12 protein-coding genes are annotated in these 12,427 nt (G+C 62.2%); 8 read left to right on the forward strand and 4 right to left on the reverse strand.

The genetic code is table 11. The features are described 5' to 3' along the window. The first annotated feature begins 7 nt into the window (after nucleotides 1-7). The 7 genes from trpA (at nucleotide 8) to ASE26_RS01475 (ending at nucleotide 7,379) form a co-directional block, all read left to right on the forward strand. A complete protein-coding gene (gene trpA / locus ASE26_RS01445; RefSeq protein ID WP_055931205.1) occupies nucleotides 8-811 on the forward strand; it encodes a tryptophan synthase subunit alpha in 804 nt (267 codons plus the stop codon). Between the two features lie 89 nt (nucleotides 812-900). After that, on the forward strand, nucleotides 901-1,773 hold the full coding sequence (accD, locus tag ASE26_RS01450) for an acetyl-CoA carboxylase, carboxyltransferase subunit beta (RefSeq protein ID WP_028104921.1): 873 nt from the start codon (nucleotides 901-903) through the stop codon (nucleotides 1,771-1,773). A 67-nt stretch (nucleotides 1,774-1,840) separates the two neighbouring features. Then, complete coding sequence (gene folC, locus ASE26_RS01455; protein ID WP_057245481.1) at nucleotides 1,841-3,130, forward strand: bifunctional tetrahydrofolate synthase/dihydrofolate synthase; 1,290 nt, start codon at nucleotides 1,841-1,843, stop codon at nucleotides 3,128-3,130. An 11-nt stretch (nucleotides 3,131-3,141) separates the two neighbouring features. Next, a complete protein-coding gene (locus ASE26_RS01460; RefSeq protein ID WP_057245482.1) occupies nucleotides 3,142-4,074 on the forward strand; it encodes an SPOR domain-containing protein in 933 nt (310 codons plus the stop codon). Between the two features lie 24 nt (nucleotides 4,075-4,098). Then, nucleotides 4,099-4,587, forward strand: a complete 489-nt coding sequence (locus ASE26_RS01465) for a CvpA family protein (protein WP_055931214.1) — start codon at nucleotides 4,099-4,101, stop codon at nucleotides 4,585-4,587. 39 nt (nucleotides 4,588-4,626) lie between these two features. Next, nucleotides 4,627-6,150 (forward strand): amidophosphoribosyltransferase, encoded by a 1,524-nt coding sequence (purF, locus tag ASE26_RS01470; protein ID WP_055931217.1) that lies wholly within the window; start codon nucleotides 4,627-4,629, stop codon nucleotides 6,148-6,150. Further along, nucleotides 6,150-7,379, forward strand: coding sequence for a cystathionine gamma-synthase family protein (locus tag ASE26_RS01475; RefSeq protein ID WP_057245483.1), 1,230 nt, complete (start codon nucleotides 6,150-6,152; stop codon nucleotides 7,377-7,379). Before purF ends, ASE26_RS01475 begins: the two co-directional genes overlap by 1 nt. On the opposite strand, the gene ASE26_RS01480 is transcribed toward ASE26_RS01475, so the two are convergent. Next, nucleotides 7,320-8,069 carry a CPBP family intramembrane glutamic endopeptidase gene (locus ASE26_RS01480; protein WP_057245484.1) on the reverse strand — a complete coding sequence of 250 codons (750 nt, stop codon included), beginning with the start codon at nucleotides 8,067-8,069 and terminating at the stop codon, nucleotides 7,320-7,322. The genes ASE26_RS01475 and ASE26_RS01480 overlap by 60 nt on opposite strands. A gap of 92 nt (nucleotides 8,070-8,161) precedes the next feature. On the opposite strand from ASE26_RS01480, the gene ASE26_RS01485 reads away from it, so the two are divergent. Beyond that, nucleotides 8,162-8,803, forward strand: coding sequence for a TetR/AcrR family transcriptional regulator (locus ASE26_RS01485; protein WP_057245485.1), 642 nt, complete (start codon nucleotides 8,162-8,164; stop codon nucleotides 8,801-8,803). Here the strand turns inward: ASE26_RS01485 and ASE26_RS01490 are convergent. The 3 genes from ASE26_RS01490 to lexA form a co-directional block, all read right to left on the reverse strand. Continuing rightward, a complete protein-coding gene (locus ASE26_RS01490; RefSeq protein WP_057245486.1) occupies nucleotides 8,797-10,260 on the reverse strand; it encodes a hypothetical protein in 1,464 nt (487 codons plus the stop codon). The two genes, ASE26_RS01485 and ASE26_RS01490, sit on opposite strands and share 7 nt — an antisense overlap. Nucleotides 10,261-10,365: 105 nt before the next feature. Next, nucleotides 10,366-11,394 (reverse strand): alpha/beta fold hydrolase, encoded by a 1,029-nt coding sequence (locus ASE26_RS01495; protein WP_055931235.1) that lies wholly within the window; start codon nucleotides 11,392-11,394, stop codon nucleotides 10,366-10,368. Nucleotides 11,395-11,640: 246 nt separating this feature from the next. Beyond that, complete coding sequence (lexA, locus tag ASE26_RS01500) at nucleotides 11,641-12,330, reverse strand: transcriptional repressor LexA (RefSeq protein WP_055931238.1); 690 nt, start codon at nucleotides 12,328-12,330, stop codon at nucleotides 11,641-11,643. Nucleotides 12,331-12,427: the final 97 nt, after the last annotated feature.

Consider the following 12,427-nt stretch of genomic DNA (forward strand, 5'->3'; position numbering starts at 1 on the left):
AAAAAACATGACTCGTATCGAACAAACCTTCGCCGCCCTGAAAGCGCAAAACAAGAAAGCCCTGGTCACCTTCATCACCGCTGGCGACCCGCATCCCGGCAAGACCGTGGAACTGATGCACGCCCTGGTGGACGGCGGCGCCGACATCCTCGAACTGGGCATCCCGTTCTCCGACCCGATGGCCGAAGGCCCGGTCATCCAGCGCGCCTGCGAGCGGGCACTCGCCAACGGTGTCGGCATCCGCGACTGCTTCGACTTTGTGCGTGAATTCCGCAAAACCAACACGACCACCCCGGTCGTGCTGATGGGCTACGCCAACCCGATCGAGCGCCTCGGGCCCGACGCCTACATCGACGCCAGCCGCGCCGCCGGTGCCGATGGCGCCATCGTGGTCGACTATCCGCCGGAAGAGTGCGAGGAATTCGCCGCCAGGATGCGCGCGGCAGGGCAGGACCTGATTTTCCTGCTGGCGCCCACCTCGACCGAGCAGCGCGTGCAGCAAGTAGCGCGTGTCGGCAGCGGTTTCACGTACTATGTGTCGCTGAAAGGCGTGACCGGCGCCGGGCATATCGACACCGAGGACGTGGCGCGCCGCCTGGAAATGATCCGCAAGCACATCCAGCTCCCGCTGGGCGTCGGTTTTGGCATCCGCGACGGCGAAACCGCGCGTGCGGTGGCCAGTGTGGCCGATGCGGTGGTGATCGGCAGCCGCATCATCCAGGAAATCGAGGCGGCAGGCCCGGAAAATGCTGCAAAATCAGTACGATCGTTCGTTTCCGGCATTCGCCAGGCACTCGACGAAAAGCGTTGAATTGAGAGCAATGTTCTGCCTGTTTTGTTCGACAGGACAGGCAGAACCGGCTACACTTCCGGCCTAAGTTAGTGCAAGAGGAGAAATATATGAGCTGGTTGGAAAAATTGCTGCCACCGCGCATCCAGCGCTCGGACGCTGCCGCTCGCAAGACAATGCCTGAAGGCCTGTGGGTCAAGTGCCCATCCTGCGAGGCTGTGCTGTACCGTACCGACCTCGAATCGAACCTGCATGTCTGCCCCAAGTGCGACCATCACATGCGTATCCGCGCCCGTGAGCGCCTGGATGCACTGCTGGACGCCGGCGGCCGTTACGAAATCGGCCAGGAAACCCTGCCGGTCGACACGCTGAAGTTCAAAGACAGCAAGAAATACCCGGATCGCCTGAAGCAGGCGATGGAAGCCACCGGCGAAACCGACGCCCTGATTGCGATGGGCGGCTCGATCATGAGCCTGCCGGTTGTCGTGGCATGCTTCGAATTCGAATTCATGGGCGGCTCCATGGGTTCCGTGGTTGGCGAACGCTTCGCCCGCGCGGCCCAGGTCGCACTGGAGCAGAAGGTGCCGTTCATCTGCGTGACCGCGACTGGCGGCGCACGTATGCAGGAAGGCCTGCTGTCGCTGATGCAGATGGCGAAAACCACTGCCATGCTGACCAAGCTGGCCGAGAAGAAGCTGCCATTCATCTCCGTGCTGACCGACCCCACCATGGGTGGCGTGTCCGCATCGTTCGCCTTCATGGGCGACGTGGTGATGGCCGAACCGAAGGCACTGATCGGCTTCGCCGGTCCGCGCGTGATCGAAAACACCGTGCGTGAAAAGCTGCCGGAAGGCTTCCAGCGTTCCGAGTTCCTGCTGACCAAGGGCGCGATCGACATGATCGTGGACCGCCGCCAGATGCGCGAAGAAATCGCCCGCCTGCTGGCACTGATGCAGAACCAGGCCGTGGAAGTGCTGGCCTAAGTTTCAAGTTTCACCCGGCGCGCGCAGCCTCCTGCGCTGCGCGCCCAAAAATCCCTCCCTGGCGACAATGTCCAATCTCCCGAATACCCTCCCTGAATGGCTTGCGCTGATCGAGTCGCGCCACGCCGAAACCGTTATCAACATGGGCCTGGACCGCGTGCGCGCTGTCAAGCAACGCATGGCGCTGGCTTTCAAATGCCCGGTCATCATGGTGGCCGGCACCAACGGCAAGGGCTCGACCTGCGCCATGCTGGAATCGATCCTGCTGCAGGGCGGCTACCGGGTCGGCCTCTATATCAAGCCGCACTTCCTGCACTTCAATGAGCGTGCGCGATTGAATGGCGACATGGCCAGCGACGAGCAGCTGGTGGAGAGTTTCAATTTCGTGGAGCGGGCGCGCGGCGATATCTCGCTGACCTATTTCGAGTTCACCACGCTGGCCATCATGCACCTGATGTCGCAAGCGACGCTGGACGTGGTCATCCTGGAGGTGGGCCTGGGCGGCCGCCTGGACGCGGTCAACGTGATCGACGCCGACGTCTCGATCGTGACCAGTGTCGATATCGACCATGTCGATTACCTCGGCGGCACGCGCGAACAGATCGGCTTTGAGAAGGCCGGCATTTTCCGCACTGGCAAAGTTGCCATCTGCAGCGACCCGGTAGCGCCGCAGTCCCTGATCGATCACGCCATGGAAATCGGCGCCGACCTGTGGCTGATGGGCCGCGACTTCAATTACGCCGGCGACAAGCAACAGTGGAACTACGGCGGCCGTTCACAGCGCCGCAATTCCCTGGCTTATCCCGGCCTGCGCGGCGCCAACCAGCTGCTGAACGCCTGCGCGGCACTGGCAGCGCTGGAAGCGCTGAAGATGGAACTGCCGGTCGGCGCCCAGGAAGTGCGTACCGGCCTGGTAATGGTGGAGCTGCCGGGCCGCTTCCAGGTCCTGCCCGGCCGCCCGACCGTGATCTATGACGTGGCGCACAACCCGCACGCTGCGGCGGCGCTGGCGCAAAACGTCGGCAATATGGGTTTCAGCCCTTACACCTTCGCGGTGTTCGGTTCCATGCATGACAAGGATATCGATGGCGTGATCACGGCCATGGCGCCATGCGTCGACCATTGGTGCCTTACCAATTTGCCATCGCCGCGCGCGGCCACCGCTTCCGAACTGGCCGCCAAGGTGCAGTCAATTGAACCGAAAATGGGCGAAAGAAGCGCTAATATTTTCGATGACCCAGGTCAAGCATTCGCAAATGCGATGGGCAGGGCGGGCGAGAATGATAGAATTGTGGTCTTTGGATCATTCCTGACTGTCGCCGGCGTCATGGCGGCGAAAAAATCCTCACTCCACTGAGAAAATTCCGCATGGGCTTGTTATCGAAATTTGGCAAAAACAAGCAAGATGTTGCTGGTGAAGACAGCGGCTACTACCGCGCACAGGACGACAGGGCTCTCGACGAAAAGGCCCGTTCCAAGCGCGCATCCAGCGCTGGCGCCGACGCCGCGCCGCGCCGCAACAGCAGCAAAAATACCCAAGATCCTGTACTGCCCGAGAAGAAACGCGCGCGCCGCCGCCTGGTAGGCGCGATCGCGCTGGCGCTGGCCGTTGCCATCGGCCTGCCGATGCTGCTCGATTCCGAGCCTAAATCGTCGGTCTCCGATATCGCGATCAATATGCCGTCCAAGGACAAGCCGGGCGAGCCGCTGAATGGCGGCCCTGCCGTCGCACCGGCGCCTGCCATCGCGCAGCCGCCCGCGCCGGCTCCAGCCACCACCAAGCCGTCTGCTGCCGCACCGAGCTCGCGCACCGTTGGCCCGGTCGCCGCAGCCGGTTCGTCCCTGGATAAGGGCGAGGAATTTGTCAACGTGCCTGCCAGGCCGGCCGTGACCGAACCTGCGAAGCCGCCAAAAGCGGCCGAGCCCAAAGTCGCCAAGGCCGAGGTGAAGCACCCCGAACCGAAGCCGGAGCCAAAGAAACCGGAGCCTAAAGCGGAAGCCAAGCCTGCCCATTCAGACGATGCGCGCGCCATGGCTATCCTGGAGGGCAAGCCAGCCGAAGCAGCGCCCTTAACCAAGTACGTGATCAAGGTTGGCGCCTTCGCCGCAAAGGATAAAGTGGACGAGCTGCAGCGCAAGCTGGGCGAGGCCGGCATCAAGTCTTATGCGCAAAAGGTCAATACCGCAAACGGTGAATTGACCAGCGTGCGGGTCGGCCCGTTCCCGAACAAGGAAGAAGCCGAAAAGGTCAAAGCCAAACTGGGCAAACTGGGCCTGAGCGGCAGCCTTACCCCGGCCTGACTGACGATTTGAGGCTGCGCTGACGTGACGATTTTCGATTACCTGGTTATTTTCGTGCTGATCGCATCCATCGTCATTAGTACCATGCGCGGCCTGATCAAAGAGGTATTGTCGCTGGCCGGCTGGATCGTCGCCTTCGTGGTCGCCAATGCTTACGGCCCGTGGCTGGCTGACATGCTGCCGGAAGCCCTGCCGGGCGCCGTAGTGCGCCTGATCGTTGCCTTCATTGCACTGTTTGTCGGAGTGCTCATCCTCATGGCCTTGCTGACCATGGCAATCAATGCGCTGATCGAGGCGGGCGGCCTGTCGTTCGCCGATCGCGGCCTGGGAGCCCTGTTCGGGTTCGGCCGCGGCATTGTGATTGTGCTGGTTGGCGTCATATTGTGTGGGATGACCACGATGCCCAAGCAGGAATTCTGGAAGAACGCGCTGTTGAGTCCCATGGCGGAATCCGGCGTGCGTACCGTGAAACCATTCCTGCCCGCCGCGATGGCGGAGCATGTCCATTTTTAGAATTCTTTAAATCCGCAGCACCAAGTTTAGGAGCACACCATGTGTGGCATCGTCGGCGTCGTATCCCACCAACCAGTCAACCAGATGCTGTATGACGCGCTGCTGCTGTTGCAGCACCGCGGCCAGGATGCGGCAGGTATCGCAACCAACCAAAGCAACACGTTCTCCATGCACAAGGCCAATGGCCTGGTGCGCGACGTGTTCCGCACCCGTAACATGCGTTCGCTGAACGGCACCTCCGGTATCGGCCACTGCCGCTACCCGACCGCCGGTTCTTCCAGCGAAGAAGAAGCGCAGCCGTTCTACGTCAACGCACCATTCGGCATCACCCTGGCGCACAACGGCAACCTGACCAACTGGGAACAGCTCAAGGACGAGATGTTCAAGATCGACCGCCGCCACATCAACACCGACTCCGATTCGGAAGTGTTGCTGAACGTGCTGGCGCACGAAATCCAGAAGGCATCGACCGGCGTTACCCTGACCCCTGCGAATATCTTCCAGGCGGTGACTGTGCTGATCAAGCGCGTGCGCGGCGGCTATGCGGCGGTGGCGCAGATCGCCGGCAGCGGCATGCTGGCGTTCCGCGACCCGAACGGTATCCGCCCGCTGTGCCTGGGCATCAATGAAGGGCCGGAAGGCACCGAATACATGATTGCCTCCGAATCCGTGGCATTGGAAGGCATGGGCTTCCGCTTCGTGCGCGACGTGCTGCCGGGCGAGGCGATCTTCATCGACATGGACAACAACCTGCACGCGCAGATCTGCGCCGCGGCACCGAAGCTGAACCCATGCGTGTTCGAATACGTCTACCTGGCGCGTCCCGACTCCGTGATCGACGGCGCCTCCGTCTACAACACCCGCCTGAAAATGGGCGAATACCTGGCCGACAAGATCAAGCGCGAAGGCCTGGCCGAAGGCATCGACGTCGTCATGCCGATCCCCGACTCCTCGCGTCCGGCCGCCATCCAGCTGGCGATGCGCCTGGGCGTGGATTACCGCGAAGGCTTCATCAAGAACCGCTACATCGGCCGCACCTTCATCATGCCGGGCCAGGCGATGCGCAAGAAGTCCGTACGCCAGAAGCTGAACGCCATCGGCGACGAATTCAAGGACAAGGTCGTGCTGCTGGTGGACGACTCCATCGTGCGCGGCACCACTTCGCGCGAAATCGTGCAGATGGCGCGCGAAGCCGGCGCCAAGAAAGTGATCTTCGCCTCCGCCGCGCCGCCGGTGCTGTACCCGAACGTGTACGGCATCGACATGCCGACCCGCGACGAGCTGATCGCCCACGGCCGCACGGTGCAGGAAATTTGCGAAGAGATCACCGCCGACGCGCTGGTCTACCAGGACCTGGAAGACCTGAAGAAATCCATCGCCGACGTCAATCCTGCGCTGACTGAATTCGAGGCGTCCTGCTTCGACGGCAAGTACATCACCGGCGACGTGTCGGCCGAGTACCTGGACCGCATCGAACAGGCGCGCCACAACCCGACCAAGGCCAAGGTTGCTGAAGATGCGGCCCGCACGCAGCTGAACCTGAACACTGCATCGGAATCCTGATGAAGAACTACGGCTTCACGACCACCATCCTGCACAACGACCGCCAGAAAGGCATCGAACACGGCTCGCTGCACAAGCCGATCCACACTTCGGTGACCTTCGGCTATGCCGACGCGCGCCAGCTGGCGTCGGTCTTCCAGGGCAAGGAGCCGGGCTTCCGCTACGGGCGCCAGGGCAACCCGACGGTTGCCGCGCTGGAGGATAAGGTCAGCAAGATGGAGCAGGGCGTGGGCACGATCTGCTTTGCCACGGGCATGGGCGCCATCGGCGCCGTGTTCCAGGCGCTGCTGCGTGCCGGCGACCATGTCGTGTCGTCGTCGTTCCTGTTCGGGAATACCAACTCGCTGTGGCAAACCGTGGCGGGGCAGGGCGTGGGCGTGGACTTCGTCGACGCCACCGACGTGGCCAATGTGGCTGCCGCGCTCAAGCCTGAAACGCGCATGGTGTTCGTGGAGACCATTGCCAACCCGCGCACCCAGATCGCCGACCTGAAACGCATCGGCGAGCTGTGCGCGCAGCGCGGCATCCTGTACGTCGTCGACAACACGATGACGTCGCCATACCTGTTCCGTCCCAAGGACGTGGGCGCAGGCCTGGTAGTGAACGCGCTGACCAAGTCGATTGGCGGCCATGGCAACGCGCTTGGGGGCGCGTTGACCGACACGGGCGCTTACGACTGGACCCGGTTCCCGAACATCTTCGAAAACTACAAGAAGAACCCTTCAGTGCAGTGGGGCCTGGTGCAGATCCGCGCCAAGGCGCTGCGTGATTTCGGCGCCTCGCTGGCGCCGGAAGCGGCGCACCATATTGCGGTCGGCGCCGAGACGCTGGCGCTGCGCATGGACCGCACTTCGGCCAACGCGCGTGCGCTGGCCGCGATGCTGGAAGCCGACCAGCGCGTGGCGGCCGTGTATTACCCGGGCCTGAAATCGCATCCGCAGCATGGCATTGCAGCGGAGCTGTTCAAAGACTTTGGTTCGCTGCTGAGTTTCGAGCTGAAAGACGGCATCGACTGCTTCGATTACCTGAACAAATTGAAGCTGGCGATCCCGACTTCCAACCTGGGCGACACCCGCACCCTGGTCATTCCGGTCTCGCACACCATCTTCTACGAGATGGGCCCGGAGCGCCGCGCCTCCATGGGCATTGCCGATTCCCTGATCCGCGTGTCAGTCGGCATCGAAGACACCGACGACCTGATCGCTGACTTCCGCAGCGCCCTCGACTGATTCCGCGGCCGGCCGGTAGTAGGCCAGCGGTAGCAAGTCCAGCATAATGTGCAATACGATCGCCAGCGCCAGATGGCCGTTGGCGATCGCCACCAAACCCAATATCCCACCGACGACAGCCGCGCGCAGGGCCGCAATGGCGCCCTGGTAGGCATGCGCCAGCCCGAAAGCAGCAGAACTGAGCAGCCATGCCCAAGCCAGCCCCAGTTCTCCAAAGCAGGTGAGCAGGAAGCCCCGGTACACCAGTTCTTCGCAGACCCCCGCCGACACTGCGAGAACGATCCACCAGCGCCGTTCGCGCGTTCCGACCGGCAGCATGAATTTCAAGGACTGTGCGGCGGCCTCGCATTGCCGCTGGAACCGGGCATTGAACAGGCAATACACGGCCTGCGCAGTCATCACGGCGGCCAGCAACAGTGCGCTGCCCAGCACCAGCCAGCGTGCAATGGCGCCACCAGTCGTGAGCCACGCCATGCCATCCACGCTGCCCGGGGCCTCGAACAGGCTGGCCGGGGCACTGAGCCATGCTGCTGCACCGGCCATCAGCCAAAGCATGGCGAGGTCCTTGCGATAGCTTGCGCGCCGGCTTGCGCTATCGCTGTCGGCCTTCAGCCGGCGCGATGAGGCGGCTTCGACCAGCGGCAGGAGGATGCAGATTGCGAAGGAGTAGATGGTGGACAGCACGGACATGGGATTTCCTTGCTAAAAATATGAATGTGAATGTGAATGTGAATGCGAATTCACTTTTACATTTTTCGCCGAAAATGTCTATACTTTGCGGCATGGACAAGCAAATGCCCCCGGCGCGCCAGCAGCGCAGCCGCGATACGGAGGAGCGCCTGCTGAATGCGGCGTTGCAGATACTGGAAGAGGAGGGGCTGGATGCCGCGCTCATTCCGCGCATCGCCGAGCTGGCACAAGTGGCACCGGCCAGCGTCTATCGCCGATTTGCGGATAAATCAGCCCTGCTGCGAGCGGCCTTCCTCAAGGTCCTGAGAAGCAGCAACGAGTCAAACCAGGCCCAGGCTGCGCAAAAGATCTCGCGTACCAGCCTGGCGGAAAGCCTGGGGCAGATGGCTACGCAGCTGTTGGAGCAGTACCGCGCATATCCTCACTTATTGCGGGCGCTGATGCGCTTCATGGAAAGCGATTCCGATACCGGTTTCGTCCAGGATGCGCGTGAGATCATGCGCATGAACGTGGAACTGATGGTCGATTTGCTGATGCGGCACCGCACCGAGGTTCGACATACGCCAAAGCGCAGCGCTGTGCATTTCGCCGTCACGGGAATGGCATGTACGATCCAGAGCTATACCCTGGACCAGGAGTCGCTTTGGCACGGCGCAGCCGCCATGACCGATGAGGAGATGGCGGCGCGCGCGGCGCACTGTGCATACGCTTACCTGGCGACGCCGCTTCAGTAAGGCGTGCCGAAGATGGCGCTGAAGCGGGCCTTCTGCTCGGCGCTAGCTGCCGGATCGCGCAGCAGGTAGGTTTCCAGCATGCCGAACTGCTCGAGGCGCAGGCCGATGTCCTTGAACAGGGACGCGAGGTCGGGCGCCTTGCTGGTGGCGACGATGTTGTTCAACAGCGGGTCGAGATCGACGCCGCCGATCACCTTGCCGATGCGCACGATGTCGGCCTGCTCGTACACCTTGCCCTTCTGGCCGAATTCCTTGTACATCTCGTGCAGCAGCGTGTCCAGGCTGACCTTCCCCTTGCTTGCCTTGCGCAGTTCCACGTCCATCGCCAGGCCTGCAATGGTGCCACCGCCGTAAACCAGCAGCCAGTTGCGGTGTTTGTCCTTTACCGCTTCGCGCACCGTGACGGTCAGCCCCTGCACATTGCGCGCCACGTTCTGGCCGCGCGCCAGGTTCTCCAGCTGCTGGATCAGCATAGTGCGGTCCATCAGCTTGTTGCGCGCCATGGTGACCACGGTGACGTAGTCGTTTACGCCTTCCTTGAACCACTCTTCGCTTTCGTTTTTCGGCACCAGCGAGTGGCCGTCCCAGAAGTGGGCCAATTCGTGCGCCATCACCTTGCCCCAGATCGGGCGCGCCACTTCGCTGCCATCGTCTTTCAGGTATTGGCTGAAGGAGCCGGCGAAAGCGCCGCCGTCGCCGCTATCACCCTGGTTGACCACGATCAGGAAGCGGTCTGCGACCGGGCCGCGGCCGTACAGCTTCCGGTAGCTGTTCATCTGTTTGTCGATCATGGAGATGAAGGCGTCGCGGCGCTTCCAGTATTGCTTGCCCATCACCAGCGTCATTTCGACGCCGCCGGCCTTGAAGGTTTCCGAGCGCGCCGTGCCGAAGAAGAAGGCGTTGTTTACCAGTTCGCGGCGCGAATCCACGACGAAGGTAGCCGCCTTGCCGGCGCTGCGCCACGGGGTATTGGCTTTCCAGCCCGCTGGCAGGTCGAAGGCGACTTCGGTTTCACCGTGCATTTTCACGCCCGGCACAATGAACAGCGGGTAGCCGACCGACATCAGCCCTTCGTCGGTGTGATAGGACACTTCTTCGTTCCCGCCCGGCCACTGGTATTTGTCGTGTTCCAGCCGGATGTCGTAGGACAAGCGCAGGCGGCGGTCGCCATCGACCTCGTATTCGCCTTCGCCTTTATCGTTGAGCGCGACGGCGCTGCCGGCCATGTCGCGCACGGCCAGCTTTTCGATCAGGTCGGCCTGGCCATTCTTCAGTTGCGGGATCGGCATGCAATTGAACAGCACCAGTTCACGGCCCTCGACCCAGACGTCGGCTTCGACGTGGGCGCGCTGGGCATCCTTGTCGATGCTCAGGCGGTAGTGGTTGGTCTGGTTGTCGAAGGCGAACGCGGATCGCGCTGCCAGCATCGCGGCTGCGATGCACAAAGGCTTGAACATGAAATCTCCCCGGTGGTGGTGTGTTTTTGATGACTGTAAGTCAGCGCAGCCACCCGGGGAGCGTGGCTGCGACGAAATGCAGGATTGGCGGGACAGGCGGCAGGGCTAGCGTAGCGCTTTTTCCACAACCGCCTTCATGGCTGGCATGGCGCAGCGCAGTGCCGCGTGGCCGCAGTCGGTGTCCAGCACGGTGGCTTCTTCCTTGCGCAACTTGGCGAAAGCAATCGCAGGGCCAGGGTTCACCAGGTGGTCTTGCGCGGCGTTGATCGGGACCAGCCGCGCCTTGATGCGTGGCGCCGCTTCTTCCAGCTTGCCGCCCTGGGAGATATCGTGGCCCAGTACGGCGCGGATCTGCCACAGGGAGTTGTTGGCGTCCGTGCTGTCAGGCTCGGAGGCCTGGCTCTCGCGGAAGAATCTTTCGAAGTCCTTCGGCGCGGTGCGCGCGCTGCGATGTGCCGGGCTGTCGAAGTTCATCGCGAACAGCAGGTTATACATCGGCAGCGGCGGGTTCCTGGCGTAGCGGCCGCCGGCATATGCCGGCTCGTCGAGAACCGATTTCTCCACGATGCGCAGGAACAGCATGTCGGAAGATGTCAGGCGCGGGGTGCCTGCGATCGGGATCGCAACGTCCATGAAGCCAGGGTAGCTGGCGGCCCACTGGAAAGCCTGCATGCCGCCCATCGAATAGCCCATCACTGCGTGCACGTGCTTGATGCCCAGCTTTTCGGTCAGCAGCTTGTACTGGCTGGCGACCATGTCACGTACCGTGAATTGCGGGAAGGAGGGGCCGGGCTGCGCCTTGCTGTTGGATGGTGAGCAAGACACGCCGTTACCCAGGGCATCGACCACGATCACGTACCACGGTGCGGGATCGAACAGGGCGCCGCTTTGCAGCATGCCGGCCGCATCGCGGCTGGTGCCGGTGTGCCAGGTTGTGAACAGGATGACGTTGGATTTGTCGGCATTCAGGGTGCCGAAGGTGCGGTAGCCGATCGAACAGTCGCTGATGGTGGCCTTGTTTTCAAGCTGCAGGTCGCCCATATTGGCGAATTGTTGTTGCGGGGCGGCGGCGTATGCGGTGGAAGCCGACAATGCGAAGGCGCACACGATCGAGCTGATACGGCGGAAGTGCATGTTATCTCCTCTTTTTTCGATACAAGAAGGATAACTCGGGCGGGCCATGCCGTGGCAGCCGAGTGCGACAGGCTGCAGGAATCGGGGAGCAGGCTGGCTTAAAACGTCACGGCGCCGGGCATGCCGTAAGGATGGCGCCAGCCGGGCAGGGCGCGAATGCGGTTGGTTGCGCAGAACAGCCATGGCGGCATCGGGCCTATGGCAGTGCTGCTACTTGGGGTATCAGCCGCGCCTTGAAGGATGGCATCAGTGCCAGGTCCGCATCAGGCCGACGGCCAGGCCTTCCAGCGCGAAGTCGTCTTCCGGACTGACTGTGATGATCTTGAAGTCCGGATTTTCAGGCAGCAGTTCGATCTTGCTGCCGGTCTTGCGGTAGGTCTTGACCGTGACATCGTTGCCGATGCGGGCCACGACGACCTGGCCATTGCGGGCAGTGTCAGTCTTTTTCACCGCCAGCAGATCGCCGTCCATGATGCCGATGTCGCGCATCGATTCGCCGCGCACCTTCAGCAAGAAGTCCGGCTTCGCCGAGAACAGCTTGGGGTCGACGTTGTAGGTGGTTTCCAGGTTTTCCTGCGCCAGGATAGGCGAGCCGGCGGCCACGCGGCCGATCAGCGGCAGGGAGACCAGCATGCCGGCCGGTACGGCTGGCATGTCGTCAAATTCGATTTTGGCGCGCGCTGACTGGCGTGGGGCGGCGGTGCCGGTCGAGGCGCCGCCGAAGTTGCCGGTCAGGCGGATGCCGCGCGAGGTGCCGGCGGTGATTTCAATAGCCCCCTTGCGCTGCAGGGCTTTCAAGTGTTCTTCCGCGGCGTTGGCGGATTTGAAGCCAAGTTCCGCCGCGATCTCGGCGCGAGTGGGCGGGAAGCCGGTGTTGTCGATCGCATCCTTGATCAGGTTGAGAATCTGTTCTTGTCGTGCTGTGAGCTTGATCATGGCGCTATGGTGAACTGTGAATATAGACAGTCTGTATTTTTGTACAGTGTGGATCGAATTGCAAGCAAATTTGTTGCATCGGCAGAAAATATTCGGC

The organism is Duganella sp. Root198D2, from assembly GCF_001428585.1.
Classification (GTDB): domain Bacteria; phylum Pseudomonadota; class Gammaproteobacteria; order Burkholderiales; family Burkholderiaceae_D; genus Rugamonas.

Excerpts from the sequence above, each read along its gene's own strand:
- trpA (WP_055931205.1), top strand. The coding sequence starts at position 8 with ATGACTCGTATCGAACAAACCTTCGCCGCCCTGAAAGCGCAAAACAAG.
- ASE26_RS01460 (WP_057245482.1), top strand. The coding sequence starts at position 3,142 with ATGGGCTTGTTATCGAAATTTGGCAAAAACAAGCAAGATGTTGCTGGT.
- ASE26_RS01485 (WP_057245485.1), top strand. The coding sequence starts at position 8,162 with ATGGACAAGCAAATGCCCCCGGCGCGCCAGCAGCGCAGCCGCGATACG.
- ASE26_RS01480 (WP_057245484.1), bottom strand. The coding sequence starts at position 8,069 with ATGTCCGTGCTGTCCACCATCTACTCCTTCGCAATCTGCATCCTCCTG.
- ASE26_RS01495 (WP_055931235.1), bottom strand. The coding sequence starts at position 11,394 with ATGCACTTCCGCCGTATCAGCTCGATCGTGTGCGCCTTCGCATTGTCG.
- lexA (WP_055931238.1), bottom strand. The coding sequence starts at position 12,330 with ATGATCAAGCTCACAGCACGACAAGAACAGATTCTCAACCTGATCAAG.
- folC (WP_057245481.1), top strand. The coding sequence starts at position 1,841 with ATGTCCAATCTCCCGAATACCCTCCCTGAATGGCTTGCGCTGATCGAG.
- ASE26_RS01490 (WP_057245486.1), bottom strand. The coding sequence starts at position 10,260 with ATGTTCAAGCCTTTGTGCATCGCAGCCGCGATGCTGGCAGCGCGATCC.
- accD (WP_028104921.1), top strand. The coding sequence starts at position 901 with ATGAGCTGGTTGGAAAAATTGCTGCCACCGCGCATCCAGCGCTCGGAC.
- purF (WP_055931217.1), top strand. The coding sequence starts at position 4,627 with ATGTGTGGCATCGTCGGCGTCGTATCCCACCAACCAGTCAACCAGATG.
- ASE26_RS01475 (WP_057245483.1), top strand. The coding sequence starts at position 6,150 with ATGAAGAACTACGGCTTCACGACCACCATCCTGCACAACGACCGCCAG.